The 26,102-nt window shown below is 38.6% G+C and carries 29 protein-coding genes; 25 read left to right on the forward strand and 4 right to left on the reverse strand.

The window, feature by feature from the left end; genetic code table 11:
* Positions 1-13 precede the first annotated feature (13 nt).
* From ACVWXS_RS08030 to ACVWXS_RS08040, 3 genes are all read left to right on the forward strand, one after another.
* Positions 14-790: a LysM peptidoglycan-binding domain-containing protein gene (locus ACVWXS_RS08030; protein ID WP_456957460.1), complete on the forward strand. Its 777-nt coding sequence runs from the start codon at positions 14-16 to the stop codon at positions 788-790.
* Between the two features lie 160 nt (positions 791-950).
* Positions 951-1,706, forward strand: a complete 756-nt coding sequence (locus ACVWXS_RS08035) for a metallophosphoesterase (RefSeq protein WP_368637990.1) — start codon at positions 951-953, stop codon at positions 1,704-1,706.
* Positions 1,707-1,802: 96 nt separating this feature from the next.
* A complete protein-coding gene (locus tag ACVWXS_RS08040) occupies positions 1,803-2,768 on the forward strand; it encodes a YpdA family putative bacillithiol disulfide reductase (RefSeq protein WP_456957462.1) in 966 nt (321 codons plus the stop codon).
* Here the strand turns inward: ACVWXS_RS08040 and ACVWXS_RS08045 are convergent.
* From ACVWXS_RS08045 to ACVWXS_RS08055, 3 genes are read right to left on the reverse strand one after another with little or no spacing between them, the layout of a single operon-like run.
* On the reverse strand, positions 2,704-2,937 hold the full coding sequence (locus tag ACVWXS_RS08045; protein ID WP_456957464.1) for a hypothetical protein: 234 nt from the start codon (positions 2,935-2,937) through the stop codon (positions 2,704-2,706). The two genes, ACVWXS_RS08040 and ACVWXS_RS08045, sit on opposite strands and share 65 nt — an antisense overlap.
* Positions 2,934-3,182 (reverse strand): hypothetical protein, encoded by a 249-nt coding sequence (locus tag ACVWXS_RS08050; RefSeq protein ID WP_456957466.1) that lies wholly within the window; start codon positions 3,180-3,182, stop codon positions 2,934-2,936. Before ACVWXS_RS08050 ends, ACVWXS_RS08045 begins: the two co-directional genes overlap by 4 nt.
* Positions 3,179-3,427, reverse strand: a complete 249-nt coding sequence (locus tag ACVWXS_RS08055) for a hypothetical protein (RefSeq protein ID WP_456957468.1) — start codon at positions 3,425-3,427, stop codon at positions 3,179-3,181. Before ACVWXS_RS08055 ends, ACVWXS_RS08050 begins: the two co-directional genes overlap by 4 nt.
* Positions 3,428-3,516: 89 nt before the next feature.
* On the opposite strand from ACVWXS_RS08055, the gene ACVWXS_RS08060 reads away from it, so the two are divergent.
* Both ACVWXS_RS08060 and ACVWXS_RS08065 read left to right on the forward strand, forming a co-directional pair.
* Complete coding sequence (locus ACVWXS_RS08060) at positions 3,517-4,077, forward strand: glycerol-3-phosphate acyltransferase (RefSeq protein WP_456957470.1); 561 nt, start codon at positions 3,517-3,519, stop codon at positions 4,075-4,077.
* A 4-nt stretch (positions 4,078-4,081) separates the two neighbouring features.
* On the forward strand, positions 4,082-5,623 hold the full coding sequence (locus tag ACVWXS_RS08065; RefSeq protein WP_456957472.1) for an aminotransferase class V-fold PLP-dependent enzyme: 1,542 nt from the start codon (positions 4,082-4,084) through the stop codon (positions 5,621-5,623).
* A gap of 28 nt (positions 5,624-5,651) precedes the next feature.
* Here ACVWXS_RS08065 and ACVWXS_RS08070 read toward each other — a convergent pair whose 3' ends face one another.
* Entirely contained in the window at positions 5,652-6,620 is a 969-nt protein-coding gene (locus ACVWXS_RS08070) for an asparaginase (RefSeq protein WP_368637984.1), read from the reverse strand.
* A gap of 337 nt (positions 6,621-6,957) precedes the next feature.
* On the opposite strand from ACVWXS_RS08070, the gene prsW reads away from it, so the two are divergent.
* The 20 genes from prsW to ACVWXS_RS08170 all read left to right on the forward strand — a co-directional run bounded on the left by prsW (position 6,958) and on the right by ACVWXS_RS08170 (position 25,894).
* A complete protein-coding gene (gene prsW, locus ACVWXS_RS08075; protein WP_068982871.1) occupies positions 6,958-7,632 on the forward strand; it encodes a glutamic-type intramembrane protease PrsW in 675 nt (224 codons plus the stop codon).
* A gap of 308 nt (positions 7,633-7,940) precedes the next feature.
* Positions 7,941-8,759, forward strand: a complete 819-nt coding sequence (gene sleB / locus ACVWXS_RS08080; protein ID WP_368637983.1) for a spore cortex-lytic enzyme — start codon at positions 7,941-7,943, stop codon at positions 8,757-8,759.
* Between the two features lie 15 nt (positions 8,760-8,774).
* Positions 8,775-10,058 carry a PepSY1/2 domain-containing protein gene (locus ACVWXS_RS08085; protein ID WP_456957475.1) on the forward strand — a complete coding sequence of 428 codons (1,284 nt, stop codon included), beginning with the start codon at positions 8,775-8,777 and terminating at the stop codon, positions 10,056-10,058.
* A gap of 85 nt (positions 10,059-10,143) precedes the next feature.
* Positions 10,144-10,803: a flagellar brake protein gene (locus ACVWXS_RS08090; protein ID WP_456957477.1), complete on the forward strand. Its 660-nt coding sequence runs from the start codon at positions 10,144-10,146 to the stop codon at positions 10,801-10,803.
* Between the two features lie 199 nt (positions 10,804-11,002).
* Entirely contained in the window at positions 11,003-11,677 is a 675-nt protein-coding gene (cmk, locus tag ACVWXS_RS08095) for a (d)CMP kinase (protein WP_456957479.1), read from the forward strand.
* A 102-nt stretch (positions 11,678-11,779) separates the two neighbouring features.
* Positions 11,780-12,916, forward strand: a complete 1,137-nt coding sequence (gene rpsA / locus ACVWXS_RS08100) for a 30S ribosomal protein S1 (RefSeq protein WP_068982866.1) — start codon at positions 11,780-11,782, stop codon at positions 12,914-12,916.
* A 198-nt stretch (positions 12,917-13,114) separates the two neighbouring features.
* The gene (gene der, locus ACVWXS_RS08105; protein ID WP_368637979.1) at positions 13,115-14,425 is read left to right on the forward strand and encodes a ribosome biogenesis GTPase Der; all 1,311 of its coding nucleotides are present in this window, start codon (positions 13,115-13,117) and stop codon (positions 14,423-14,425) included.
* A 190-nt stretch (positions 14,426-14,615) separates the two neighbouring features.
* Positions 14,616-15,632: an NAD(P)H-dependent glycerol-3-phosphate dehydrogenase gene (locus ACVWXS_RS08110; protein ID WP_456957482.1), complete on the forward strand. Its 1,017-nt coding sequence runs from the start codon at positions 14,616-14,618 to the stop codon at positions 15,630-15,632.
* Between the two features lie 447 nt (positions 15,633-16,079).
* Positions 16,080-16,292, forward strand: coding sequence for a DUF2768 domain-containing protein (locus ACVWXS_RS08115; RefSeq protein WP_083226873.1), 213 nt, complete (start codon positions 16,080-16,082; stop codon positions 16,290-16,292).
* Positions 16,293-16,314: 22 nt separating this feature from the next.
* Positions 16,315-17,106, forward strand: a complete 792-nt coding sequence (locus ACVWXS_RS08120) for a hypothetical protein (protein ID WP_456957484.1) — start codon at positions 16,315-16,317, stop codon at positions 17,104-17,106.
* Between the two features lie 93 nt (positions 17,107-17,199).
* A complete protein-coding gene (gene spoIVA / locus ACVWXS_RS08125; protein ID WP_368637976.1) occupies positions 17,200-18,678 on the forward strand; it encodes a stage IV sporulation protein A in 1,479 nt (492 codons plus the stop codon).
* A 199-nt stretch (positions 18,679-18,877) separates the two neighbouring features.
* Entirely contained in the window at positions 18,878-19,150 is a 273-nt protein-coding gene (locus ACVWXS_RS08130) for an HU family DNA-binding protein (protein ID WP_004232618.1), read from the forward strand.
* A gap of 338 nt (positions 19,151-19,488) precedes the next feature.
* On the forward strand, positions 19,489-20,058 hold the full coding sequence (gene folE / locus ACVWXS_RS08135) for a GTP cyclohydrolase I FolE (RefSeq protein WP_068982861.1): 570 nt from the start codon (positions 19,489-19,491) through the stop codon (positions 20,056-20,058).
* A 63-nt stretch (positions 20,059-20,121) separates the two neighbouring features.
* Complete coding sequence (gene mtrB / locus ACVWXS_RS08140; RefSeq protein ID WP_049666799.1) at positions 20,122-20,340, forward strand: trp RNA-binding attenuation protein MtrB; 219 nt, start codon at positions 20,122-20,124, stop codon at positions 20,338-20,340.
* 364 nt (positions 20,341-20,704) lie between these two features.
* Positions 20,705-21,472, forward strand: a complete 768-nt coding sequence (locus tag ACVWXS_RS08145) for a heptaprenyl diphosphate synthase component 1 (RefSeq protein ID WP_456957487.1) — start codon at positions 20,705-20,707, stop codon at positions 21,470-21,472.
* A gap of 15 nt (positions 21,473-21,487) precedes the next feature.
* A complete protein-coding gene (locus tag ACVWXS_RS08150; protein ID WP_368637974.1) occupies positions 21,488-22,192 on the forward strand; it encodes a demethylmenaquinone methyltransferase in 705 nt (234 codons plus the stop codon).
* 19 nt (positions 22,193-22,211) lie between these two features.
* Positions 22,212-23,186, forward strand: a complete 975-nt coding sequence (hepT, locus tag ACVWXS_RS08155) for a heptaprenyl diphosphate synthase component II (RefSeq protein ID WP_368637973.1) — start codon at positions 22,212-22,214, stop codon at positions 23,184-23,186.
* Between the two features lie 86 nt (positions 23,187-23,272).
* Positions 23,273-23,689 carry a nucleoside-diphosphate kinase gene (gene ndk, locus ACVWXS_RS08160; RefSeq protein ID WP_368637972.1) on the forward strand — a complete coding sequence of 139 codons (417 nt, stop codon included), beginning with the start codon at positions 23,273-23,275 and terminating at the stop codon, positions 23,687-23,689.
* Positions 23,690-23,968: 279 nt separating this feature from the next.
* The gene (locus ACVWXS_RS08165; RefSeq protein ID WP_456957490.1) at positions 23,969-25,117 is read left to right on the forward strand and encodes a thiolase family protein; all 1,149 of its coding nucleotides are present in this window, start codon (positions 23,969-23,971) and stop codon (positions 25,115-25,117) included.
* A 15-nt stretch (positions 25,118-25,132) separates the two neighbouring features.
* On the forward strand, positions 25,133-25,894 hold the full coding sequence (locus ACVWXS_RS08170) for a 3-hydroxyacyl-CoA dehydrogenase (RefSeq protein ID WP_456957492.1): 762 nt from the start codon (positions 25,133-25,135) through the stop codon (positions 25,892-25,894).
* Positions 25,895-26,102 lie beyond the last annotated feature (208 nt).

The raw sequence follows: 26,102 nt of genomic DNA on the forward strand, positions 1-26,102 counted from the left end.
GGAGGAAAGGCGAATGAGTAAAGAAGATTATCGCGATAAAATCGAAGAGCATCGTCAATCTTTTGTAGAAGAGCAAACAGAGCAGCAAGATTTATCTAGAGTTTCAAGAATGAATAAAAATGGGGGCAATAATAATAAGCCGAAAAAGACAAAACGAAAAACGCCATTAATGACGATTCTTTTTGTCATCTTTATCTTAATTCCATTATCAATATTAATCTATTTTTTGAAATTCTATGAACCAGGTGAAACAATTGAAGAGGCTGAAAAAAATTCTACGGATACAATTGTAGAAATTGATAAGTCTGGAAATAAAGCTGAAGTAGCTGACAAAAACAAAGAAGACGATAAAGCAAACAAAGACAAAGCTGAAAAAGAAGACAAAGCTAAAGATCAGTCTAAGAAAGATGCTGAGAAATTAGCAGCTGAAAAAAAGGCAGCTGAAGAGGCTAAAAAGGCTGAAGAAGCTAGAAAAGCTGAAGAAGCTAGAAAAGCAGAAGAAGCTAAAAAAGCTGAGCAAGCTAGAATAGCACAAGCTGAAGCGGCAAGGAAAGCAGAAGAAGCGAAAAAAGCTGAGCAAGCACGCAAAGCCGAGGAAGCACGTAAAGCAGAACAAGAGAAACAAACTGCAAAAGCAAGTACCCATACTGTAAAGGCAAATGATAATCTATATCGTATTGCATTGAATCACTACGGTGATGGAAGTGAAGCAACCCTAGCGAAAATCCGTGCAGCAAACGGTATGTCTTCAAATGATGTAATGGTTGGGCAAGTTATTAAACTACCATAAGAAAAGCAGGTGTCATTCTTTGGCAATGATGTTTTTCTAGTATAAAATAAAGGACAAACGTCAACAACAAATAAAGTTGAGGCGTACGTCTGAATTAGTGAAAAGGCGATTCTTCATTATAACGAATCGTCTTTTTGCTTTCATAAGGAGATGTTAAGGAATGATTTATATTGGACTATTCGTTTTAGTAGTCATCGCGTTCCTGCTTTATATGTTAAAGGTGGCACATGAGAACAATGTTTTACATCATCAATTGCTATTAAAGGGTGAGCGGGAAAAGATTAGATTGTTTTTTATTTCGGATACACATTTACGAAAAATTAATCACCAGATGATTGAGCAGTTAGATGGCCAATTTGATGCGGTTATTATTGGTGGAGATTTTGCGGATGGACGCACCCCTATTGAGCGTATTCATGACAATTTAAAATTATTGACTCCTTTAGGTCCGACTTATTTTGTATGGGGAAATAATGACAGAGAAGTAGGAGAGGAGCGGCTACAAGGTATTTTACAGGAGCATGGTGTTCAGATCGTAGCCAACGATGCTGTATTACTGCCTAAAAAAAACCGCTTTTGGCTAAGTGCAATTGAAGATACGTCTACAATGAAATATAGCTTTGATGAAGCATTTGCAAAGGTAGGAGAGAAAGACTTGGTTGTCTTTATTTCACATAACCCAGGTGTTTTCGCAAGAGTTCGTGCAAAATTTAGAGCAGATTTAATGATTGGTGGGCATTTACACGGAGGTCAAATTAGAATTGGCCCATACGGTGTGCATCCAAATGGATCGTATCGAGAGCGTGAGGGTGTGATGACTTTAGTAAGTAACGGTTATGGTACGACATTGTTACCTTTCCGACTTGGTGCGAGGCCACAATGTCATATTATTGACATTGAAATTTCGGGTAAATAAACAACCAAAACTCGATAGAAGGCGTATAATGGAGCGATAAGGATTTATTCGAGTATTAGCAAATCGCTGATACAAAGTTGATAGGAGTGTCAAGAAATGCAGCAAGCAGATGCAATTATTGTTGGCGGAGGTCCATGTGGTTTAGCGGCGGCAATAGCCTTGCAAAATATTGGATTAAAGCCGATTGTAATTGAAAAAGGAAATATCGTAAATGCGATTTACAATTATCCTACGCATCAAACTTTTTTTAGCACGAGTGAACGTTTAGCTATTGGTGATGTGCCTTTTATCATTGAAGGACGTAAACCTAAGCGAAATCAAGCACTAGTTTATTATCGAGAAGTTGTGCGTTTGAAGGATATTCAAGTAAACCGCTTCGAGAAAGTAAATAGCGTTGTAAAAAATGGAGCGGAGTTTACAGTAACGACAAATAAAGAGGTTTATACAACACCTTATGTTGTAATCGCCACAGGCTATTATGACCATCCAAATTATTTACACATTCCAGGTGAGAAATTGCCGAAAGTCTTCCATTACTTTAAAGAGGGGCATGAATTTTTTGATACTGATGTTCTTGTAATAGGTGGAAAAAATTCGGCAGTGGATGCGGCGCTTGAGTTGAATAAGGCTGGGGCTCGCGTCACGGTTGCCTATCGTGGTAGTGAGTATTCACCTAGCATCAAGCCATGGGTTTTACCAGAATTTGAAGGAGTAGTACGAAATGGAGAAGCCCAAATGTATTTCAATACAAATATACTGGAAATCCGTGAGCATGAGGTCGTAGTAGAAATTGATGGTAGCAAAAAAACTTTAAAAAATGATTTTGTTTTTGCGATGACAGGCTATCATCCAGATCATTCATTTATTCGAGCAATGGGTGTCTCAATTGATTATGAAACGGGTCGTCCTTTCTTTAATGCAGAAACGATGGAAACAAATGTGGAAGGATTATTCATTGCTGGAGTTATTGCAGCTGGAAATAATGCCAATGAAATTTTTATTGAAAATGGCCGTTTCCATGGTGATTGTATTGCAAAGACAATTGCAAAAAGAGCAAAATAGCAATAGAAGCTGTATAGGCCTGTAAGCTTATACAGCTTTTTTTAAGACGTTGGATAGAAGAGAGAAAGCGACGGAAAGAAGGGTCATGACGACGGAAAAAAGAGCCCAAGCGACGGAAAGAGGTCGAAGCGACGGATTGAAGAGCCAGAGCGACGGAAAGAAGGGTCATGACGACGGAAAAAAGAGCCCAAGCGACGGAAAGAGCCCAAGCGACGGAAAGAGCTCGAAGCGACGGATAGAAGAGCCAGAGCGACGGAAAGAAGGATCATGACGACGGATAGAAGAGCCAGAGCGACGGAAAGAAGGGTCATGACGACGGAAAAAAGAGCCCAAGCGACGGAAAGTGGTCGAAGCGACGGAAAGAAGGTCCAGGGTGACGGATAGGAGAGCCAGAGCGACGGAAAGAAGGGTCATGACGACGGATAAAAGAGCCCAAGCGACGGAAAGAGGTTGAAGCGACGGAAAGAAGAGCCAGAGCGACGGAAAGAAGGGTCATGGCGACGGAAAGAGCTCGAAGCGACGGAAAGAAGAGCCAGAGCGACGGATAAAAGAGCTGAAGCGACGGAAAGAAGGGTCATGGCGACGGATGAAAGAGACGAAGCGACGGAAAGAGGTCGAAGCGACGGATTGAAGAGCATACGCAACTCATCGGATGCCACAGAAAAGTGCCCAGTAGGATCGGAAATCTAACCCATGTAATGGTAATGAGACAAAATTTCATCGAAGTTAATTAAAAAGGTGTGAAAGAATGCTTGGTTTATACTGGATAATTAGTTATATCGTTGGGAACTTTATGACGGCATATTTCGTTGGAAAAGCGTATGGTGTTAATTTACAGGAACAAAAGAGTAGAAACTTAGGAGCTCGAAATGCTGGCAGTGTTATTGGGAAAGCTGCATTTATATGGACCTTTTTAGGGGATTCTTTAAAGGGTGTGCTTGTTGTTGGTATAGGACATTTATGGCATTTTGAAGAATGGGAAATAGTTCTAGGTGCTTGTTTCGTTATGCTTGGTCATTTGTTTCCATTTTGGCTTAAATTTAAAGGGGGAAAAGGGGTAGCAACTTTTATAGGTGTAGGTCTGGCATTGTCACCAAGCTTATTTTTAATGATGGTTGTAGGGGCAGCTATTACGCTTAGTGTAACGAGAAGTTTAACACTTAGTATGTTAGGTGGCTTTGTATTATATGTTGGAGCGATTGTTTATACCGACCAATTACAGTTATACATACCAATACTAGTAGCAATAATCTTTATGATTTGGAAGCATATGTCGAATATTAACGAAGCTTTAGGGAGAAGGAAGTGATTATATGTATTGGTGTAAAATTGCACATACGGAAGCGGAGTTTGAGGAAATTGCACGATTAAATTATGAAACCTTTGTCGAAGAAATTCCACAGCATCAACCTAATTCCACTAGAAAAAAAATGGACCGATTTCATCATGAAAATACGTATATCGTTGTTTATAAAGAATTAGAACTTATAGGGATGCTTGCCTTTAGAGATCAGAGACCGTTTTCAATTGATGAAAAGATAGGAAAGGTTGAGCAGTATTTATCAAAGGAGATTAGTACTAAGCTATGTGAAATTCGATTGCTTGCTGTGAAGAAGGCATATCGAACAGGAAGAGTACTACTGAAATTGACACAGGCATTAACTGCTTTTGCATACGAAAAAGGTTATTCGGCAGCCGTAATCTCAGGGACTACTCGTGAAGAGAAACTTTACAAGCAAATGGGTTTTACCCAATTTGCACCTGCAACAGGGACAGAGGATGCTTTATTTTTACCCATGGTATTAACAAGACAGCAATTTGAAAAGTCTTTGCAGCAAAGACTCGCGAAGGAGTGCCATACATTTTATCCAGGGCCAGTGAAACAAAACGAACCATTTAATTATTCTGAGCTTTCTCATCGTTCGTTGGGCTTTCAATCGCTATTTGAGCAAATGAGAAATAAGTTGCTTCAATTATCAGGGGCAGAACATGTAGCTACGATTGTAGGAACTGGGACATTGGCTAATGAGGTGATGCTAGGCCAATTGAAGGCTCAACAATTAGGACGTGGACTTATTTTAATAAATGGTGAATTTGGAGAACGTCTTCGGAAGCAAGCTGAGAGATGGGCATTGGATTTTGACGTGGTTGAACAAGATTGGGGCAGTACGTTTGCTATACATATTTTGGAGTCTTATTTACAAAAGGGATCTTATCAATGGCTTCTTGTAGTACATGGAGAAACGTCGACTGGTACTTGCAACGACTTAAAGGGGATTTTACAGCTGACTAAACGTTATGATACAAAGCTTTGCGTTGATTGCATTAGTTCGTTCGGAGCAATGCCATTTACTTTAGAAGATTGTTACTTAGCAACTGCGGTAAGTGGAAAAGCTATTGGTGCGCTTAGTGGCTTGGCTTTCGTGTTTTCGCAAAACATTGTTAAATCTTCAACAACATTACCAGCTTATCTCGATTTAGCTAATTACCAGCAAGGTGCGATTCCATTTACGTTACCAGCAGTACTTGTAGCAAATGTTGAAACAGCATTACAAGCATATCCAGAAAGATATGGACAGCTACAGCAACGCTTTAATACATTGCTGCAGCTACCATTTATGCACTATCAAGTTTCAACTAGACAATATCCGATGTTAATTACTTTACAACTTCCTAAAGCTTTGGCAAATCTACAGAGCGATTTAAAGTTAAATGGGTTATATGTTCATGCAGATAGCCAATATTTACGACGAAGAAATTTTATACAGCTTTCTGTTATACAGCCAGATTTTGAGTTAGCAATCGAACGTTTACATAATATCTTAAGTTATTATAAGCAAGTTGAAAATGCATAAGTTAAAGTGAAGATTGAATACATTAGCTTTACATGAAAAATTCCTTTAAATCAAGAGGAGTTCCTGTTTTGTTAAGTCCAATTAATAATTTTAATCGCGCTTTTTGACCATTAATACCAGTTGCAAATATGGCTCCTAAGTCTTCGAGCATTTTACCACCACCTACGTAGCCATATACGCCCTCGGCAATACCATTAAAGCAACGAGAGACTAATACAACAGGAATTCCTCGTTCTATTAAGCTTTCGATGCCTTTAACAACTGATGGAGGAACATTGCCTTGTCCGAGTCCTTCTAAAACGACACCATCATATTTGCATGCGAGCACTACTTCAAGTAAATCAACCTCCATGCCAGCATAAACTTTTAACATGGCTACGCGTTTTGATAATGCATGAATATCTACATATTGACGGCGAATGGGTGCATGATGGAATAAAATACGTGTTTTTGTAATAAGTCCAATTGGTCCATATTGCGGTGATTGGAATGTATTTACAGAGCTGGTGCTTGTTTTGGTTGTATTTACGGCAAGATGAACTTCGTCATTCATCACAACTAGCACACCTTTTTCACGTGCTTCCTGATCAACAGCTACTCGAACAGCTTCCACTAAATTGTAAATTCCATCTGCACCTAGTTCATTGGAGGAGCGCATTGCACCAGTTAGCACAATAGGAATTGATAAATCAGTTGTTAATTCTAAAAAATAGGCTGTTTCTTCTAATGTATCGGTACCATGGGTGATGACAATGCCATCAATTTGCTCCTCTGAAACTTTTTCGATAATGAGGTTACGTAACTTAAGCATTTCTTTTGGCGTAATATGTGGCGATGGGAGGTTAAAAGCCTCCATTTCAATAATTGTGGCAAGCGTGTCGAGTTTGTTGCTTTCCTTCATTAAAGGATTTTCCTTGTTAGGTATAACGGCACCTTCATCCGTCATCGCCATAGATATTGTTCCACCGGTATGAATTAATAAAATTGTTTTTTTCATAAAAAATAATGTCTCCTTTTAAAAAGTTTTATGTCATTACATGGTATAATAATAGCAGTTTATGTTTATTCAATAGCTATTTTTTGTTGAAAACGAAAGCTTAATACTACAGAAGTTTTCCACCTAAAATATGTGAATGTATTTTTTTCAGTGGTCTCCACTAATTGACTGAGAACTTGGGCTAAGAAATTCATCCTAGGAAAACGCCAAATTAACCAACTTTATGTTGGTCTAAAGCCTCAAGATGATGTCACAGATTTTGAATTGTGCTAACATAATTTAAAATTTGATCATAATTATGTCAAGGCGAAATTGATTTTTGAAAGGAGCCGGCAACATGATCATTTTATTATCAGCTGCCATTGCTCCCGGTCTAGCGCTTTTTAGTTACTTCTATTTGCGCAATCAGATGGCAACGGAGCCAAGAAGAACCTTACTTCAAACGTTTTTGTATGGCGCATTTTTAACGTTCCCAATCTTGTTTTTACAATATGTTTTAACAGAGGAAGGGATTTTTCGATCTCTTTATCTACAAGATGTAGTTTTTTCTAGTGTCGTTGAAGAATTTTTTAAATGGTTTGTTCTTTTAATCGCAATCTACAATCATGTAGAATTTGATGATCCGTATGATGGCATACTCTATGGTGCAAGTGTATCTCTTGGTTTTGCCACGATTGAAAATGTTCTCTACTTATTTTCGTTCGGTTTAGATACGGCATTTATGCGAGCGTTATTACCTGTATCAAGTCATGCATTGTTTGGCGTTGTAATGGGTTATTATTATGGACGTGCCAAGTTTTCGAAACACGCAAAGACGACAGAAATGATTGCTATGGCGCTTTGTGCACCGGTAGTATTACACATTCTTTATAATACAATTTTATCATTCAAAGGGTATTGGGTATATTTAATGATACCGTTTATGCTATTTTTGTGGTGGTTTGGGCTAAGAAAAGTCAAGCTTGCTCATTATCACCTTGTGCAACATTTGCATATGCATAAAAAAATATAAAGCGTAGAAATCTAAAAAAGATTTCTGCGCTTTTCTATTTTTCAACTTCTTTCAGCAAATGTTTTCGTAGCGAAAGTGAAACGTCAGCTACAAATGTTTTCGTAGCGAAAGTGAAACGTCAGCTACAAATGTTTTCGTAGCGAAAGCAAAGCGTCTGCTACAGGAATCTTCCTCTTCTATAGGTGGTACTGACTTGCGTCACGGAGGCCTAAGCACAAAGCCGATTCCAGACGCAATTTTGCCGAGGCAAAATTGATATGTATAAAATCAGTTGTTTGTTTCAAGCTATGAAAAAAGGAGTGATAATCATGCGCTTAGGAAGCTTAATTTTTGCTTTGATGTTGGGGATTAGTATATTTGCTATTCCGCAAAATGACGCCATTGCATTTACCGAGCAACAGATTTCTCGTGGTGCTTATGGAGATGATGTAATTGAACTGCAAGCAAGGCTACAATACTTAGGATTTTATAAAAGTAAAATTGATGGCAAGTTTGGCTATAACACATATTGGGCTTTACGGAACTTCCAAGAGAAATATGGTTTACCAGTGGATGGGATAGCTGGAGCTAAAACAAAGAAAACATTATCTGGCAATTCAGATTACGATGAAGCCTGGGTTAAAGCTCAATTAAATGCGGGTAATCAATTTACCTATTATGGGGGCAAGCCACTTGAACAGCAAGTGAAAACAAACACTGGCGGTGGTGGTGGAGGTAAAAGTAGTGGTAGTAGTAATAATAATGGCACTAAAACTCAAGTACCTCCAAAGTATACTGAAAAAGATGTACAGTTAATAGCGAATGCGGTTTATGGTGAATCAAGAGGAGAGCCTTATGAAGGTCAGGTAGCCGTAGCGGCTGTTATTTTAAATCGTCTGGAAAGTCCTGAATTCCCAAATACAATTTCAGGTATTATCTTCCAACCTTTGGCGTTTACAGCGGTGGCAGATGGGCAAATTTGGCTTGAACCAAACGAACGTGCAAAAGAAGCCGTAATTGACGCTATGAATGGATGGGATCCTTCAGAAAATGCACTTTATTACTTTAATCCGAAAACAGCTACAAGTAAGTGGATTTGGTCAAGACCTCAAATAAAACAAATTGGAGAACACATTTTCTGTTCATAGAAAGGAGGAACATAAATGAGAACTATGCTTGTTATACTTACTGTAGCAGTTATTGGTTTAGGGGCATATTGCTTTCAGATGCACAAAGAAAACACTAGTTTACAACGTACTGTGCTAGCTCAGTACACAAATAATTTAACGGATGCTTCTGAGAAGTTATCTGGACTACAACAAGCTGTTTCACAATCTCTATTGTTTCAAGATGACCAAGCGATGAACAATGAGTTAGATGCTGTGTGGCGACTAAGCTCTGAAGTTCGATCTTCTTTATCTAATATTCCTGTCGGGCAAGAAGTCTCGAACGAGTGGCTAAGTTACTTAGGGCGCCTAGGAGATGAAGCCAAAAGAACAGAAAAAACAGGAGATTATCAAGCTTGGCGAGAAAAAATGCCACAAGTCTCTACAAATTTACAATCACTTTCAGATGAATGGACAGTCGCAACAGTAGATCTTTATAAAAATAACGGTAATATGGACGTCTGGGTGCAACAAGTAGATAATACGAAGCCAAATACAACATTTGATAATGTGCAAAAAACATTAAAGGATTATAGCGAAAAAGATTTCCCACTTACATTAAGTGAATCTGATTGGCAGAAAAAAATAGAACTTAAAGCATTACAAGATTCGGTCATTACTGAAAAAGAGGCATTGGAAAAAGTAAAAAAATTATTCCCTATCATTAAAGATGCAACATTTACTGTTACGAAAAGTAGTGATACTGCACCGTATCCGTTTTATCATATCCAATTCCACCAAGGTATTCGTTTAGGGTATATCGATTTAACAGAAAAAGGTGGGCATTTACTATCCTACTTAGTGGAACGTCCAGTAGATGAAGCAAGATTATCACAAGATGAAATAAAGAAAAAAGCAGAAGAATATTTAAAACGACTTGGCATGAATGATGTTGCATTTGTGGAGTCTCGTGAAAACCATCAAGCATGGCATTTGACATTTGCACGTGTTCACCCTGGTGATAATGCGTTGATTTATGCAGATGGCGTTCAATTAAAACTGGCTAAGGATACAGGCGAGTTACTTGGTGCCAATGCAATGGAATATATTCAGGAAGAGAAGATTAAACCACAAACTGCAAAAGCAATTGATTGGAAAACTTTCTTCGATGATGATGTGAAAATAGGAGAAGTGAAAAATATTTATACAGATAACGGTCAATTTGAACAACGCCTTTGTTATGAAGTGATTGCGGTCCGTGATAAAAATACACAAGAAACATTCAGGGTTGTTATTGATGCAGAAAATCACAATGTTATAAAAGTGGAATATTTAACGTAATTTAATAAAAAACACCAGTTCATATAGCCAAAATGGGCATCTCATGCGATAATGAAGGTATATATTTGTGTTCGAGGAGATGCTCATGGAAATAAAAATTGGTACACAATTAGAACTTGAACCAACTTATACAGAGCGTGTTGAAGTATTCCGCTGTAAAGTTGTAGAACAAAAAGACAATATTATTTACATCGATTATCCAACAAATGTTGCTACAAAGAAAACAGCATTTCTAATAGATGGTTCTGAATTTAGAGCATCTTTTCGTACGGATGACAAACAATCATTTGCTTTCATTACAGAAGTGACTGGACGTAAAGCTGGTAATATACCAATGATTATGTTGCACTGTCCAAAGGCAGAGGACTTTATCAAAATTCAACGTCGTGAATATGTACGTGTAGAAACACCAGTGGATGTAGCGATACAATTTAAGGATTACAAATATCAGCTAGTAACAGCAGATATTAGCGCAGGTGGTTTGGCAGTAGTCTTAAGAGGGGCAATTGCTTTCCAAGATGGTGATGAGGTTAAGTTAACGATCGTTTTACCGTTTGCTAATGGAGATGTTAAATACGTAATCACGGATGCGACGGTTGTTCGCATATCCGAAAACGATAACAAAAAAATAGCAACTATACAGTTAACAGATACAGATGATGTAGACAAACAGCATATAGTTCGTTTCTGCTTTGAACGTCAGTTAGTCAATCGTCGTAAAGAAACGAATCCTTTTGATGCTTAATTTTTTTCGCTTAAAATGTAGCGAAAGCAAAGAACTAAGGTGGGAGCTGAACTGCCCGTAAAACCCCCATTGAGTAAGTTTCACTTCATGCAGTAAGGTTACATCCTTCAAATCGATTAGTATTTTATTTGAGAAAGCCCTCTGCTAGAAGAGGGCTTTTTTATGGTACAATGTGGTGTGATAGAAAGTAGGGAAGAATATGAAGAAAAACATTCAAATTGCGATTGATGGACCTGCTGGCGCTGGTAAAAGTACAATCGCAAAAATTGTTGCAGAGGCACTTGGGTTTACTTATATCGACACTGGAGCAATGTATCGTGCTGTGACGTATAAAGCACTGCAACAAAACATATATTTAGATGATGAAGAAAAATTAGCAGAAATGTTAGCATCTAGCACAATTGAATTAAAACCTTCTCCTCAAGGCCAGCTTGTCTTTTTGGACGAGAAGAATGTGTCGGCAGAAATCCGATCAAATGAGGTAACTTCATCTGTTTCACAAGTATCGGCTCATGCTAAAGTGCGTGAACTATTAGTAGCACAGCAACAAAAGCTTACGGCTAATGGTTGTGTTGTTATGGATGGGCGCGATATTGCTACGCATGTGTTAAAGAATGCAGAACTAAAAATCTTTATGTCTGCAACGGTAGAAGAGAGAGCAAGACGTCGTTTTATTGACAATCAAAAGCGCGGAATTGAATCTTCCATTGAAAAACTTCAAGAAGATATTGCTCTACGCGATAAAATGGATAGTGAGCGTGAAGCATCACCACTAATTCAAGCAGCAGATGCCATATTTTTAGATACAACAGCATTGTCAATTGATGATGCAGCACAGGCCATTTTAAAATTAGCGCAAGAAAAAATGGAATAAATCCAAAAATTTCAGACATTTTTTGAATTTAAAGGATTTATTTTTGTCTTTGTCTTCAAAATCGAATAAAATAGTAAGGGAAGATGCGAAGGAGGGTTACATATGTCTGAAGAAATGAACTATGCAGAACAAACATTTAACGAAGGTGATATCGTCAAAGGGATTGCAGAGCAGGTTGATGAAAAAGCAGTAACTGTTTCAATTCCAGGTGCACCATTTGACGGTATTATACCAATAAGTGAATTATCAAGCTTACACATTGAAAAAGCGTCTGACATAATCTCTGTTGGAGATGAGTTAGAGTTGGTGATTACAAAGGTTGAAGAAGGTAACTATGTATTATCAAAACGTAAAGTAGATGCATTAAAAGCATGGGATACACTTGAGCAACAATTCAACGCTGAGGAAGTTTTCGAGGCGGAAGTAAAAGATATTGTTAAAGGTGGACTTGTCGTCGATTTAGGAGTACGTGGCTTCGTTCCAGCATCCCTTGTAGAAGATTACTTTGTTGATGATTTTGAAGGCTATAAAGGCAGATCTCTTAGCTTTAAAATTGTTGAGCTTGATAAAGAAAAAAATCGCTTAATTTTATCACATCGTGCTGTAGTAGAAGCGGAAAAAGCTTCTCAAAAGAAAAATGTCATTACCCAAATTAAAACTGGCGATGTGTTAGACGGTAAAGTACAACGTATCGCATCATTTGGTGCATTCATCGACCTTGGTGGTATTGATGGCCTTGTGCATATTTCACAAGTGTCTCATGAGCATGTGAGTCAAGTGAGCGAGGTTTTATCAGAAGGGCAAGAAGTGACGGTTAAAGTCCTTTCTGTAGATCCTGAAAATGAGCGTATTTCGTTATCTATTAAGGACACGATTCCTGGTCCTTGGTCGAACATCGAAGAGCGTGCTGCTAAAGGTACAGTATTAGATGGAAAAGTAAAACGTCTTACTTCATTCGGAGCATTTGTGGAAGTTTTCCCAGGTGTTGAAGGTTTAGTGCATATTTCTCAAATCGCGCATAAGCATATTAACACGCCACACGAAGCTTTAAAAGAAGGACAAGAAGTACAGGTGAAAGTGCTTGATGTAAATGCTGAAGATGGCCGCTTAGCATTAAGTATTAAGGATTTACTTGAAAATCCTGATGCCGAGGAAGTAATCGACTATAAATTACCAGAAGAAAACACAGGCTTCTCTTTCGGTGATGTTATTGGCGATAAACTAAAAAACTTTAAATAAACTTGACAAGCGAGGATATAGTTTGTGTCCTTGCTTTTTTTTTATGGAGGCAACGGATAGAAGAGGGAAATGACGAAAAAATTTAAAAAGAGATGGATAGAACAGTACATAGCGCGCACTATTATGGATATGATATGATATAATGGCATTTTTCGTGTATAATAGCGAAAGACAAGAAGTTGGAAGGATGAAGTACAGATGACGAAACCAGTAGTAGCCATCGTAGGTCGTCCGAACGTAGGTAAGTCGACGATTTTTAATCGTATCGTTGGAGAACGTGTATCGATTGTGGAAGATATTCCAGGGGTAACACGCGACCGTATTTATAGTTCGGCAGAGTGGTTAACACATGACTTTAATATTATTGATACAGGTGGTATCGAGATTGGGGACGAGCCGTTTTTAGAGCAGATTCGTCAACAAGCAGAAATCGCCATTGATGAAGCAGACGTTATTATTTTTATGACAAACGGACGTGAAGGTGTAACAGCTGCAGACGAGCAAGTAGCAAAAATTTTATACAAAACAAAAAAACCAGTCGTTTTAGCAGTGAATAAAATTGACAACCCAGACATGCGCGAAATGATCTATGACTTCTATGCGCTTGGCTTTGGTGAGCCTTGGCCTATTTCAGGCTCTCACGGCTTAGGTTTAGGGGATTTATTAGATGAATGTGCTAAACACTTCCCAAAAGAAGATGAAGAGCAATATGGAGACGAGGTCATTAAATTCTCGTTAATTGGTCGTCCTAATGTTGGGAAATCTTCATTAGTCAATGCATTTTTAGGCCAAGACCGCGTTATTGTTAGTAACATCGCTGGTACTACTCGAGATGCTATTGACACACCTTACGCGTATGATGGCCAGGAATATGTCATTATTGATACTGCAGGTATGCGTAAAAAAGGGAAAGTGTACGAAACAACAGAGAAATACTCTGTATTACGTGCGTTACGTGCAATTGAACGCTCTGATGTTGTTTTAGTCGTTTTTAATGCAGAAGAAGGCATTCAAGAACAAGATAAAAAAATTGCAGGCTATGCACACGAAGCTGGAAAAGCCATTGTCATTGTTGTAAATAAGTGGGATGCGATTGAAAAAGACGAGAAAACAATGAACGTCTTTACTCAACAAATTCGTGAACATTTCTTATTCTTAGATTATGCGCCAATTATTTTTGTATCGGCTAATACTAAACAGCGTGTACATCAAATTTTACCGATTATACAGCGTGTTAGTGAAAACCATGCAATGCGTATTCAATCATCGATCCTTAATGAAGTGATTGAGGATGCTGTGGCGCGTAATCCAGCGCCAGCTGATAAAGGCCGCCGCCTTCGTATTTACTATGCAACTCAAGTTGCGATACAACCACCGACGTTCGTGGTATTTGTCAATGAACCAGAATTAATGCATTTCTCTTACGAACGTTTCTTAGAAAACCGTATTCGAGAAACATTTGATTTTGAAGGAACGCCAATTCGATTAATTTCCCGTGCTCGTGCTTAGGAAAAATATACACTAACAGTACGCCGACCCGACATTAATTGTTGGGTGGCGTCTTTTTACAAGAGAGGAAAGTATAAATTTTCTAATGTCTACTTTAAGGTTGCGTGAGTTCAAGTGCATTGTAAGCCTTTCTCTAGCATTTATCGTAGCTAACAAGGAATTATCTTTTCTTAATAAGGGAGGATTTTGTATGGAAAAAGTTTGTGTGTTAGGGGCAGGCTCATGGGGGACAGCACTAGCGATGGTACTTGCAGAAAATGGGCATGATACGCTTTTATGGACTCATCGAACTGATCAGGCTGAAGAAATTAACAACCTGCATACGAACAGGAAGTATTTGCCGGAAACGATATTGCCTGCAAATTTGCATGCAACAAGTGATATTGCTGAGGCAGTTGCTCATTCGGAGATAATTGTCGTGGCTGTTCCTACGAAGGCCATCCGTGAAGTGTGTGAAAAAATGACAGCAGCACTTGATAAAAAAGTATTGTTTGTTCATGTTTCGAAGGGGATTGAGCCTGATTCGTTAAAACGAATTTCAGAGATTTTAGTAGAAAGTCTCCCGGCTGAATTTGTAGAAGAAGTTGTTGTACTTTCAGGCCCAAGTCATGCAGAAGAAGTTGTTCTGCATCATCCTACAACAGTGACAGTGGCTTGTGCTAATATTGAAGCTGCGGAAAAGGTTCAGGATTTATTTATGAATCAATTTTTCCGTGTCTACACAAATGAGGATGTGGTCGGTGTAGAAATAGGTGGTGCGTTGAAAAACGTCATCGCATTAGCTGCCGGTATTACAGATGGTTTAAATTACGGAGATAATGCCAAAGCTGCACTCATTACTCGAGGATTGGCTGAAATTACACGCCTTGGTGTCAAAATGGGAGGAAATCCATTTACATTCGCAGGGCTCACTGGTATGGGAGATTTGATTGTAACGTGTACAAGCGTGCACTCACGTAATTGGCGCGCAGGTAATTTGCTGGGGCAAGGCATGAAACTACCAGAGGTACTCGACCAAATGGGCATGGTCGTTGAGGGCGTTCGCACAACTAAAGCGGCCTATCAACTAGCAAAGAAATATGACGTTGCTATGCCAATATCAACGGAGCTCTATAGTGTTTTATTTAATGATATAGAACCGAAAGTAGCAGTTGATGCATTAATGATGCGTATGAAAAAGCGAGAAATTGATGACATGATGCACTAATAATTTATATTTAGTTAGTTTTGTCATAAAATGGACATATATAAGGTGTCTCAGAGTTTAACTGAGACGCCTTATTGTGCGCTTTTAGTTGAATAATCCATACCGTTATAAAGGTTGTCCATTTAACTTCTTTCAGCAAATGTTTTTTGTACCGAAAGCGTAGCGGCAGGTACAGAAGTCTCCCACCTCTATAGGTGATGGTATGATGCGAATTTAAGCTACTTTTCAGTGGATGTCCTAACACCCGCTGAAAGAAGTTAAAGCCTCCGGCGGATGTCACGGAATCGGAAATGAGTTCTTTGTGCTAGCACAAAGCCGTTTCCGGACGCAATTATGCCGAGGCATAATTGATTGATAGTTACTGGACAACTATTTCTTTTTAGCGAAAGCACGTAGTATAATATACTTTGATTGTTTTCTGACATTGAAGAAAGGTGGTTGTCTTGAATGGGTCCGTTAGCACATTTGCCTGCGCTTGATGTAATGTGGGTATCATTTTATTGTATCGGTTTTATGATTATATCAGTCGGTCTAATTTATTTAGGTCGTAATAAGGTTTCAAACGTTTTTTTACGTACAATCGTAAATTTATCTGCATACATACTGTTTGGACTTGGCACATTTTTAATGGTACTAATTGTTGCCACATGGCCAGCATAAAAAATAATGAGGTGGAAGTGACATGAAAAAACTAAGTGCTTTTCTTTTGGTAATAGCATCTGCAGTACTTTTAGTTGGTTGCGTATATCCAGAAGACGAAAAAAAGGCAAAATTAGTGCCTGATGTTGACCAATTAGCAGCGGTTCAGCGTGCGGTTGACGAATACCGTGAAGCAACTGGTGGATTAGTTCCAATTAAAAATAGTGAGCTAGATACTGATATATATATAAAATATTTAATTGATTTTGATAAACTAGTGCCTAAATATCTTGCACAAATTCCTGGGAATGCCTATGAAAAAGGTGGTATTTTCCAGTATATTATTTGGGATCCTGAGAATGAAGCTAAAGTAAAATTGGTAGATTTAAATGCTGCAGAGCGTATTCGTGAAATTAATATTCGTAAAATGGGTACCCAATATTTACCGATAAAGGATACAACTTCAGATAATGTATATCAAATTAACTTTGAAGAATTGGGATATAAAGAAGACGTAACTGTGAAAAGTCCCTATTCTGGTGCCGAATTGCCAATGTTTATGACAGGTGATGGCGAAATACATGTTGACTATTCAATCGATTTAGGTCAACTACTAAAAGAAGACAAGCCTGATGTAAAGCCTGGAGATGATATTCGTCAGCTACTTGTCGATAAATATCCAGTAGTACCCGCATATTCTGTACCATATACAGTAGATGAAAATGGTGAGCCAGTTTACTTTATGGATGCTTATAATAGTGATGCAAAAAAAGCTCGAGAAAAGGCTATAGAACAAGCTAAAAAAGAGGCAGAAGCCCAATCTGAAAAAGAATAAATATGAAAAGCCCCTCACATTTGTGAGGGGCTTTTCATATTTATCTACCAGCTCGCATATAGTGAAAAAGCGTAGATAAAGGAGGCAGAAACCTTGAGTGAAGCAGTATTTAGAGAAATTGCAGAGCGCACAAATGGCGATGTTTATATTGGTGTTGTCGGTCCAGTACGTGTAGGTAAATCAACATTTGTAAAAAAGGTTATGGAATCGGTCGTGTTACCGAATATTGTGGATGAAACAGAAAGAATGCGCGCACAAGACGAGATGCCACAAAGCTCGCCGGGGCCAGTCATAATGACTGCTGAGCCGAAGTTTGTGCCTGCTCAAGCAACACGTATTGCGGTCGGTGAAGATGAAATGACGTTCCAAATTCGTTTAGCAGATTGCGTTGGTTATGTCATTGAAGGTACAAAGGGATATGAGGATGAAAATGGGCCGAAATATGTGCATACACCTTGGCACACTGAGCCTATTCCATTTCAGGAAGCGGCGAAAATAGGAACAGATAAAGTTATTCGTGACCATGCTAATATTGGAATTGTTGTCACAACGGATGGTACGGTGAATGGTATAAGTCGTCGTGCGGCAGAGAAGGCCGAAGAGGAAATTGTTGAACAACTAGCGGACATCGGAAAACCTTTCGTTATTGTGTTGAATTGCCAAATGCCGGCAAGGGAAGAAACGGTACAGCTTCGAAATGAGCTATTTGAGCGCTATAATGTCCCAGTGATTGCTACTTCAATTGATCAAATGCGCACATCTGATATTCAGTATATTTTGCAAGAAGCGTTATTTGAATTTCCAATCCGAACAATTGAGGTTGAGAAACCAGATTGGTTAGATGTTTTAGATGCAACACATCCATTGAATGTAGCACTAATTGATTCGATGGAAGAAGTATTATCATCTGTTATGAAAATTCGAGATGTGCAACAGGCGTCAGATGCCTTTAAAGCCATCGATTTTATTGACCAAAGCGAAGTGGTACATGTAGATGCTGGAGTTGGTACCGCGGTCATTCGAGTGTCATTGCAAGGTGAGCTTTATAAGTCGGTTTGCAATGAATGGCTAGAAGAACCAATAGAGACGAAGCGGGATTGGCTACTCTTTATTAAAGAGGCAGCAGAAGCAAAAGAGGCGCAAAAACGCTTTAAAACTGCCATTCATGAAGCGGATTCGACTGGCTATGGCGTAACATTGCCGATGATGCAGGAATTTGAACCAACAGCCCCAGAACTTATTAAGCAAAATAATTTTTTTGGTGTGCGTATGAGAGCGAAGGCACCATCTTATCATGTCATTCGAGTAGATATGGAATCAGAATTTGCGCCATTAATAGGCTCAGAATTCCATAGTCAACAATTACTTAAAGATTTAAATCATGCTTATTTACATGATCGTGAAGCTTTATGGAGTACACAGCTTTTTGGAACACCATTGCATGAAGTGTTAAAAGAAGGAATTCGCTATAAAATGGATGCTGTCCCATCTACAGCCAAAAAACGCATGCGTCAAACAATTGAACGAATGGTGAACGAGGGTGATAGAGGATTAGTAACATTTATTTTGTAGTGTTGAAAATTAAAAAAAAGAGCAGAAAATTATTGCAGGTCTTTTCGTTTTTATGCGAAAAGTCCTGTTATTTTTATTTTTTGGGTGAAAAACTGATTTTTTGGTTATAATCATGAATGAATACAGTTGCGTAGCGGTTTTCTATGTGTTACTCTTTTTACAGAATTGATTCATGACCCTTTGAGAGGAGGTGAATGGTGTGAATAAAACAGAATTAGTAAACTCTGTTGCTGAAGCTGCAGGTCTTTCTAAAAAAGACGCTTCTAAAGCAGTTGAAGCTGTATTTGATACAATTCAAGATGCTCTTGCAAAGGGTGACAAAGTACAATTAATTGGTTTTGGTAACTTTGAAGTACGTGAACGTGCGGCTCGTAAAGGTCGTAACCCACAAACTGGTAAAGAAATCGAAATCGCTGCTAGCAAGGTACCTGCTTTCAAACCAGGTAAAGCGCTTAAAGATGCTGTAAAATAATACACGTCTAGTAGTTACATAGAGCAGTCTTCATGTTATTTACATGAAGACTGCTCTTTTTAACGTCACGCTGAAAAGTATGCAAAATAAGTTATAGTACATAAAAAGATGCAAGTAAATTAATTTTATAAGAGATGTTAGGTCGTGAATTGAGTATTATAGTTATCATATGCACAATTATAAAATGTGCCCCTAGCTAGAGGTCATTTAGTGGCTATTTTGCTCATATAGCGTTGAATTTCTTTTGAATCAAGTAAGTCGTTTTGCGCTTACCTATTGGATATGCTACGATGCATAAAGAAATGTGTAATGTATAGATACGCAGGAGGTTTTTACGGATGTCGAATATTGATTTATTGAAAATAGAAGAAGCAGTAAAAATGATTTTAGAAGCGGTAGGTGAAGATGTAAATCGTGAAGGTTTACTCGATACACCGAAACGTGTTGCAAAAATGTATGCGGAAATGTTTAGTGGCTTACATGAAGACGCAAAAGATTATTTTAAAACAGTGTTTCATGAAGATCATGAGGAGTTAGTACTTGTAAAGGATATTCCGTTTTATTCGATGTGTGAGCATCATCTAGTTCCTTTTTACGGAAAAGCTCATGTAGCATACATACCAAACGACGGCATTGTTGCCGGACTAAGTAAATTAGGACGTGCAGTAGAAACCATTGCTCGTCGACCGCAATTACAAGAACGTATTACTTCTTCAGTGGCAGATACAATTATGGAAATGCTCACTCCTAAAGGTGTCTATGTAGTGATTGAAGCGGAACATATGTGTATGACTATGCGAGGACTTAAGAAGCCAGGATCTAAAACTGTGACATCTGTTGCACGCGGCATTTACGAAGAAGACGAAGTGAAACGTAGAGAAGTATTATCATTTATTCAAATGTCTTAAATTGCGAGTGTAATTATGTTATGATGGACTAAGAATTTGTCGGATTTAAGGAGCGTACAGACAATGGCACAAGATTATATTGTTATTCAAGCAGAGGAAGATGGCGTGCATGTAATCGGTTTAACACGAGGTACAGATACTAAGTTCCATCACTCTGAAAAATTAGACGCGGGCGAAGTTATGATTGCTCAATTTACTGAACACACATCCGCCATGAAAATTCGCGGAAAAGCACAGATTCATACGGCTCATGGTGTCATTAATAGCGAGGCTAAAAAGTAATAGAGAATAATCTATTCTGAAGTACTTTTTGAAAGTTGTAATGACACATATTAATCGAATAGATGTGTAAAACTAGTAATGTTTTTGATTCGATTTTTAAGGCAGTTGGATTTATGATGGATTTTAACATATTTTAACAGGTGTTTAAACATTTGCTAAAATAGAGGAACTCAGGCTAAGAACTTCACATCATGGAATCAATTATGCCTAGGCATAATTGATTGGTGAAGCTCTACTGGCTATCATGTTGGATGCAGCAAAAATTTTTCATTCCGAATCGTCGCGTATGCTATAATGACTCAGTAAGCAAGCGTTAGGTCATGAATGCGACTAACGTATTTGAAAGTGAAATGGAGTAAGGTCTATGAATGCAACATACATTCAAAATTCAATTGCACAGTTAAAAACAGAGATTTTCATGGATGTTCGTCATAGAACTTTGCAAAAATATACAGGGATACCTGTGCTCGATGAAAATCAATTATTTTACTTGTTAGTTCCCTTTTTGAATGGTGAAGAGTGGCAACAAGAGCAAAGAGAAGCTGCTATCACTGTTGGAATTGTGTACGCAGCCTTAGCGGCGCACGATCATATAAAAGAATTTGACGCCACATCAAAAGAACAGCAGCTAACCGTTTTAGCTGGTGACTTTTATAGTGGCCGTTATTATGAAATATTAGCAATGTCAAGAAATGTCGTATTGATTCGAAGTTTGTCGCAAGGAATTGTGGCACGTTGTGAACACCAAATTAAAGTGTATGAGACAGAAAAACGTACAATCGAACAATGGTTTGACTCAATAAGTAATATTGAATCAGGATTAATCTCAAAATTTTTTGAGCTCTATTCATTTAGTGAATATATTCCAATTATGGAGAAGAGCTTATTAATCTTGCGTTTAGAGAGAGAATGGGCGACATATCAACGTGGCCAAGTAACTTTAATGAGTAAGGCCCTTGAAGAAAGTGCGAGATATGCTGGGTCGACATATAGCAACGTCATCCAGGACAAAATTGTGCAATTAAAAACAGAGCTGTTACAGGTGATAGAATATGCATCGTTTTTACAAAGTGATGTAAAACAGGCTCTACAAGCACGTGTAGAGGCATCCATTGCTTCTACTAATGGATAAGAGAGGTTTTTCAAAATGGCTAAAACGAAAGAAGAGCACGTGCACGAAGTATTTGAAAGTATTTCGGATAACTATGACAAAATGAATGGTGTGATCAGTTTCCAGATGCATGTTGGCTGGCGCAATGACACGATGAAGCATATGGCAGTAAAACCTGGAGCGAAGGCACTAGATGTTTGCTGTGGTACGGCAGATTGGACAATTGCCTTAGCTGAGGCTGTGGGTGAAGGCGGAGAAGTCAAAGGGCTAGACTTTAGTCAAAACATGTTAAAGGTTGGCGAGCAAAAGGTAAAGCCTTATCCACAGATTGAACTAATACATGGAAATGCTATGGAATTACCTTTCCCAGACAATACATTTGATTATGTAACGATTGGTTTTGGTCTTCGCAATGTACCAGATTATTTACAAGTATTAAAGGAAATGCATCGTGTTGTAAAACCAGGTGGAATAGTTGTTTGTTTAGAAACTTCGCAATCTGAAATTCCGGGCTATCGACAATTATTCCGTTTTTATTTTAAATATATAATGCCGATATTTGGTAAAATATTTGCGAAAAGTTATAAAGAATATTCTTGGCTACAGGAATCAGCAAATGATTTCCCAGGTATGAAGAAGTTAGCGGCATTGTTTGAGCAGGCAGGTTTAGAAAAAGTAACGTACAAAGCATACAGTGGCGGTGCTGCGGCAATGCATATAGGCTTTAAAAAGGTACGTTAATGGGGGAAGGTTTTCACACGTGGAAAAGATCAAGTTGAAACTACTCTATTCCGATTTGAAATCAGATATCGATATTATTGAACAAGAGTTAGAAAAAGCAGTGTACTCTTCTTCAGATTTGATCAACGATGCTTCTCTCCATTTATTGCAAGCTGGTGGTAAACGGATACGACCAATTTTTGTGTTGCTTGGCGCGAAATTTGGCGAATATGATATCGATAAGATGAAGGATGTAGCTGTGCCTGTAGAGCTTATTCATATGGCGTCACTAGTGCATGATGATGTAATTGATGATTCCAATATGCGAAGAGGACGCCCGACTGTCAAATCACAATGGAATAATAGAGTAGCGATGTACACGGGCGATTTTATTTTTGCACGTGCACTTGAATATATTACAAAGCTTGAAGACCCATTAGTTCATCAAATTTTAGCACGTACAATGGTGGAAATTTGTAACGGTGAAGTCATTCAAATCGAAGATAAGTTTAGATTAGATCAAGGTTTAAAGGATTATTTTAGAAGAATCAAACGAAAAACGGCATTGCTGATTTCTTCTAGTTGTGAGCTTGGTGCTGTAGCAGCAGGTGTTGATGCCAAAACAGTGAGACATTTGAAACGCTTCGGCTACTTTGTTGGCATGAGCTTCCAAATTATTGATGATGTTTTAGATATTATGGCGACTGATAAAGAATTAGGAAAGCCTGCAGGCAGTGATTTATTGCAGGGCAATATTACATTACCGATTCTATTATTAAAAGATGATCCAGAGATGCAACCTTATTTAGTAAAAGTATTTGCAGGGACATTGACGGAGACAGAACGTCAAAAAATGTTGCAGTATGTGCGTAAATCTGACGCGATTGAGCAAGCTAATAAAATGAGTGATAAATATTTGAAAAAGGCATTACAGGAAATAGATGCATTACCAAAACATCCTGTTAAGAAAAAATTGCGTGATGTCGCCTTATTTATGGGCAAGCGTAAATTCTAGCTTTTTGTTGTACAAATGCTCATTTTTTGTTAATATTTATCGGTAGGTGTAAAACCTGTTAGACGAATTTAAGGAGTGTTTTAAACATGGCAATCGAACAAACTTTTTTAATGGTTAAGCCGGATGGCGTAGAACGTCAAGTAGTAGGAGATATCGTAGATCGTTTTGAACGTCGCGGTTTTATTATGAAAGGTGCTAAATTAATGGTAATTCCTAAAGAATTAGCAGAAAAGCACTATGCTGAGCATGCTGAGCGTCCATTCTTTGGTGAATTAGTTGATTTCATCACTTCTGGTCCTGTATTCGCTATGGTATGGGAAGGCGAAAATGTAATTAAGCTTGCTCGTACAATGATGGGAGCAACTAAACCTGAAGAATCTAACCCGGGTACAATCCGTGGTGACTATGCAACAACTGTTTCTCACAACATCATCCACGGTTCTGACTCTCTTGCTTCTGCAGAACGCGAAATTGGCTTATTCTTCGGTGAAGATTTAGCTTAATATGCAAATAGATTAAGCAATCTCAATTTAATTTGAGATTGCTTTTTTTTGTGCTCTGATTTATGAGATGAACGGCTAAGATACACGCGGTGGATGGACGACTAACTAGAAAATAGCAACATGGTAGTCTATTAAAATTGTTAATATCTTCTTATTCATGTAAAATAAATGCTATAATATTCTGATAATTAAATCAGTATATATTTCATCGCGCCCAAATAGACTTTAACGTGATGGATGATAGGGAATGAGAATCAATGGAGCAAAGGGGTTTTAATTATGAGAGAAGCGGTAATTGTAGCGGCTGTTCGTACAGCAGTTGGCAGGAGTAAAGGGGCGTTAAGCAATGTTCGTGCTGACGATTTAGCTGCAGATGTGCTACAAGAGGTTGTCCTTCGAGCTGGGATTGGAAAGGAACAAGTGGAGGATGTTATTTTTGGCTGTGTGACGCAAACGGCTGAGCAGGGAGCAAATATAGCCCGTACAGCATTGTTAATGGCAGGTTTTCCAGAGACTGTCCCAGGTGTGACAATTGATCGTCAATGTGGTTCAAGTCAGCAGGCTGTACATTTTGCAGCACAGGCCATTTTAGCAGGCGATATGGACATTGTTATAGCTGGTGGGGTTGAAAGCATGACGAGGGTGCCAATGGGTTCTAACATGAAGGGTTCTCATGCAGGTAAACGCTTGCAAGATAACTATACAATTATACATCAAGGGTTATCAGCCGAGAAAATAGCGGAAAAATGGAGCTTGTCGAAGGAACAGCTAAATAACTATGCTTACAATAGTCATAGACGAGCATTAGCTGCTATTGAGGCGGGGCGTTTTGAAAAGGAAATATTGCCTGTCCAAGTTACACAAGAAGACGGCTCAGTTACCACGTTTTCTGTTGATGAGGGACCTCGGGCAGAAACGACAGTTGATAAATTAAATGGACTAAAAACTGTCTTCCAGGAAGATGGTGTAATAACAGCTGGAAACGCAAGTCAAATGAGTGATGGTGCTTCTGCTGTAGTTGTTATGTCTTTAGAAAAGGCACAAGAACTTGGTATACGACCGCTTGCTAAAATTGTTACTAGAGTGGTCGTTGGCTCAGATCCGATGTTAATGTTAACGGGTCCAATTGAGGCAACTAGACAAGCATTAGAACGGTCAGGTCTTACGATTGAAGAAATTGATACGTATGAAGTGAACGAAGCTTTTGCACCTGTACCACTTGTTTGGTTGCATGAAACTGGTGCAGATCCAAATAAATTAAATCCAGATGGTGGAGCAATTGCTTTAGGGCATCCATTAGGAGCGTCGGGTACAAAATTGTTAACAACGATGCTGTATCGGATGGAGCGAGAAAATTTACGCTACGGTTTACTTGCTATATGTGAAGGTATGGGGATGGCGAATGCCACTATTATTGAAAAAATGTAAAAGGGGCTGTGTTTGATGAATGAAGTAATAGCGGTTGTAACAGGGGGAGCATCTGGTTTAGGAGAGGCGACTGTTCGTAAAATTGTTGCAGAGGGTGGCAAAGCAATGATTTTTGATCTAAATGACGAGCGAGGACATGCACTAGTTGAGGAGTTGGGTGAGAATGTCCAATATGTACGTGTTGATGTCACAAAAGAAGCTGATGTAGCGGCAGGGCTAGAGCAAGCAGTGGCGAAATTTGGGTCCATTAACGTCACAGTGAATTGTGCGGGAATTGCTGATGCAAAAAAAGTACTTTCAAAGCGTGGTGTACATGCACTTGATTTATTTGAAAAGGTGATTTCAGTCAATTTAATTGGCACTTTCAATGTTATTCGCCTTGCAGCTGAAAAGATGCAACATAATGAGCCAAACGAGGATGGTCAGCGTGGTGTTATTATTAATACTGCATCTGTGGCAGCATTTGATGGGCAAATAGGACAAGCGGCATATAGTGCCTCGAAAGGTGGTGTGGCAGCGATGACCTTGCCAATTGCTAGAGAGCTTGCTGAAATTGGTGTACGTGTTATGACGATTGCTCCAGGAATAGTAGAAACACCAATGTTTGCATCGTTACCAGAGCCAGCAAGAATTGCGCTTGCCCAAATGACTCCGTTCCCTAAACGACTTGGGAAACCATCTGAATATGCGCTATTGGTCGAAAGTATTATCCAAAACGGTTTATTAAATGGTGAAGTAATTCGTTTAGACGGCGCAATCCGAATGCAGCCAAAATAGGGGATATCCAGAAGAGGCGCGACTCCTACTAAAAAGCAAGACCTTGCACAAAGCTTAGTGGATGAACGAACGCAAAAACCATCTTCTTGTGATGACCTTCATGGTGCTCGGATGTAGAAAGGTGTTTGCGGATAGTGAGAAAAAAGATTAGGTTCTTCAGCATATTTTGTTTCGTATATCTTGTTGGTATCAGTAGTCCGACTTGGGA

It is taken from the genome of Lysinibacillus sp. TE18511 (assembly GCF_054062295.1).

What these genes read in the sequence shown, in the direction of transcription:
- ACVWXS_RS08030 (WP_456957460.1), top strand. Translation starts at nt 14, where the DNA reads ATGAGTAAAGAAGATTATCGCGATAAAATCGAAGAGCATCGTCAATCT.
- ACVWXS_RS08035 (WP_368637990.1), top strand. Translation starts at nt 951, where the DNA reads ATGATTTATATTGGACTATTCGTTTTAGTAGTCATCGCGTTCCTGCTT.
- ACVWXS_RS08040 (WP_456957462.1), top strand. Translation starts at nt 1,803, where the DNA reads ATGCAGCAAGCAGATGCAATTATTGTTGGCGGAGGTCCATGTGGTTTA.
- ACVWXS_RS08045 (WP_456957464.1), bottom strand. Translation starts at nt 2,937, where the DNA reads ATGACCCTTCTTTCCGTCGCTCTGGCTCTTCAATCCGTCGCTTCGACC.
- ACVWXS_RS08050 (WP_456957466.1), bottom strand. Translation starts at nt 3,182, where the DNA reads ATGACCCTTCTTTCCGTCGCTCTGGCTCTCCTATCCGTCACCCTGGAC.
- ACVWXS_RS08060 (WP_456957470.1), top strand. Translation starts at nt 3,517, where the DNA reads ATGCTTGGTTTATACTGGATAATTAGTTATATCGTTGGGAACTTTATG.
- ACVWXS_RS08065 (WP_456957472.1), top strand. Translation starts at nt 4,082, where the DNA reads ATGTATTGGTGTAAAATTGCACATACGGAAGCGGAGTTTGAGGAAATT.
- ACVWXS_RS08070 (WP_368637984.1), bottom strand. Translation starts at nt 6,620, where the DNA reads ATGAAAAAAACAATTTTATTAATTCATACCGGTGGAACAATATCTATG.
- prsW (WP_068982871.1), top strand. Translation starts at nt 6,958, where the DNA reads ATGATCATTTTATTATCAGCTGCCATTGCTCCCGGTCTAGCGCTTTTT.
- sleB (WP_368637983.1), top strand. Translation starts at nt 7,941, where the DNA reads ATGCGCTTAGGAAGCTTAATTTTTGCTTTGATGTTGGGGATTAGTATA.
- ACVWXS_RS08085 (WP_456957475.1), top strand. Translation starts at nt 8,775, where the DNA reads ATGAGAACTATGCTTGTTATACTTACTGTAGCAGTTATTGGTTTAGGG.
- ACVWXS_RS08090 (WP_456957477.1), top strand. Translation starts at nt 10,144, where the DNA reads ATGGAAATAAAAATTGGTACACAATTAGAACTTGAACCAACTTATACA.
- cmk (WP_456957479.1), top strand. Translation starts at nt 11,003, where the DNA reads ATGAAGAAAAACATTCAAATTGCGATTGATGGACCTGCTGGCGCTGGT.
- rpsA (WP_068982866.1), top strand. Translation starts at nt 11,780, where the DNA reads ATGTCTGAAGAAATGAACTATGCAGAACAAACATTTAACGAAGGTGAT.
- der (WP_368637979.1), top strand. Translation starts at nt 13,115, where the DNA reads ATGACGAAACCAGTAGTAGCCATCGTAGGTCGTCCGAACGTAGGTAAG.
- ACVWXS_RS08110 (WP_456957482.1), top strand. Translation starts at nt 14,616, where the DNA reads ATGGAAAAAGTTTGTGTGTTAGGGGCAGGCTCATGGGGGACAGCACTA.
- ACVWXS_RS08115 (WP_083226873.1), top strand. Translation starts at nt 16,080, where the DNA reads ATGGGTCCGTTAGCACATTTGCCTGCGCTTGATGTAATGTGGGTATCA.
- ACVWXS_RS08120 (WP_456957484.1), top strand. Translation starts at nt 16,315, where the DNA reads ATGAAAAAACTAAGTGCTTTTCTTTTGGTAATAGCATCTGCAGTACTT.
- folE (WP_068982861.1), top strand. Translation starts at nt 19,489, where the DNA reads ATGTCGAATATTGATTTATTGAAAATAGAAGAAGCAGTAAAAATGATT.
- mtrB (WP_049666799.1), top strand. Translation starts at nt 20,122, where the DNA reads ATGGCACAAGATTATATTGTTATTCAAGCAGAGGAAGATGGCGTGCAT.
- ACVWXS_RS08145 (WP_456957487.1), top strand. Translation starts at nt 20,705, where the DNA reads ATGAATGCAACATACATTCAAAATTCAATTGCACAGTTAAAAACAGAG.
- ACVWXS_RS08150 (WP_368637974.1), top strand. Translation starts at nt 21,488, where the DNA reads ATGGCTAAAACGAAAGAAGAGCACGTGCACGAAGTATTTGAAAGTATT.
- ndk (WP_368637972.1), top strand. Translation starts at nt 23,273, where the DNA reads ATGGCAATCGAACAAACTTTTTTAATGGTTAAGCCGGATGGCGTAGAA.
- ACVWXS_RS08165 (WP_456957490.1), top strand. Translation starts at nt 23,969, where the DNA reads ATGAGAGAAGCGGTAATTGTAGCGGCTGTTCGTACAGCAGTTGGCAGG.
- ACVWXS_RS08170 (WP_456957492.1), top strand. Translation starts at nt 25,133, where the DNA reads ATGAATGAAGTAATAGCGGTTGTAACAGGGGGAGCATCTGGTTTAGGA.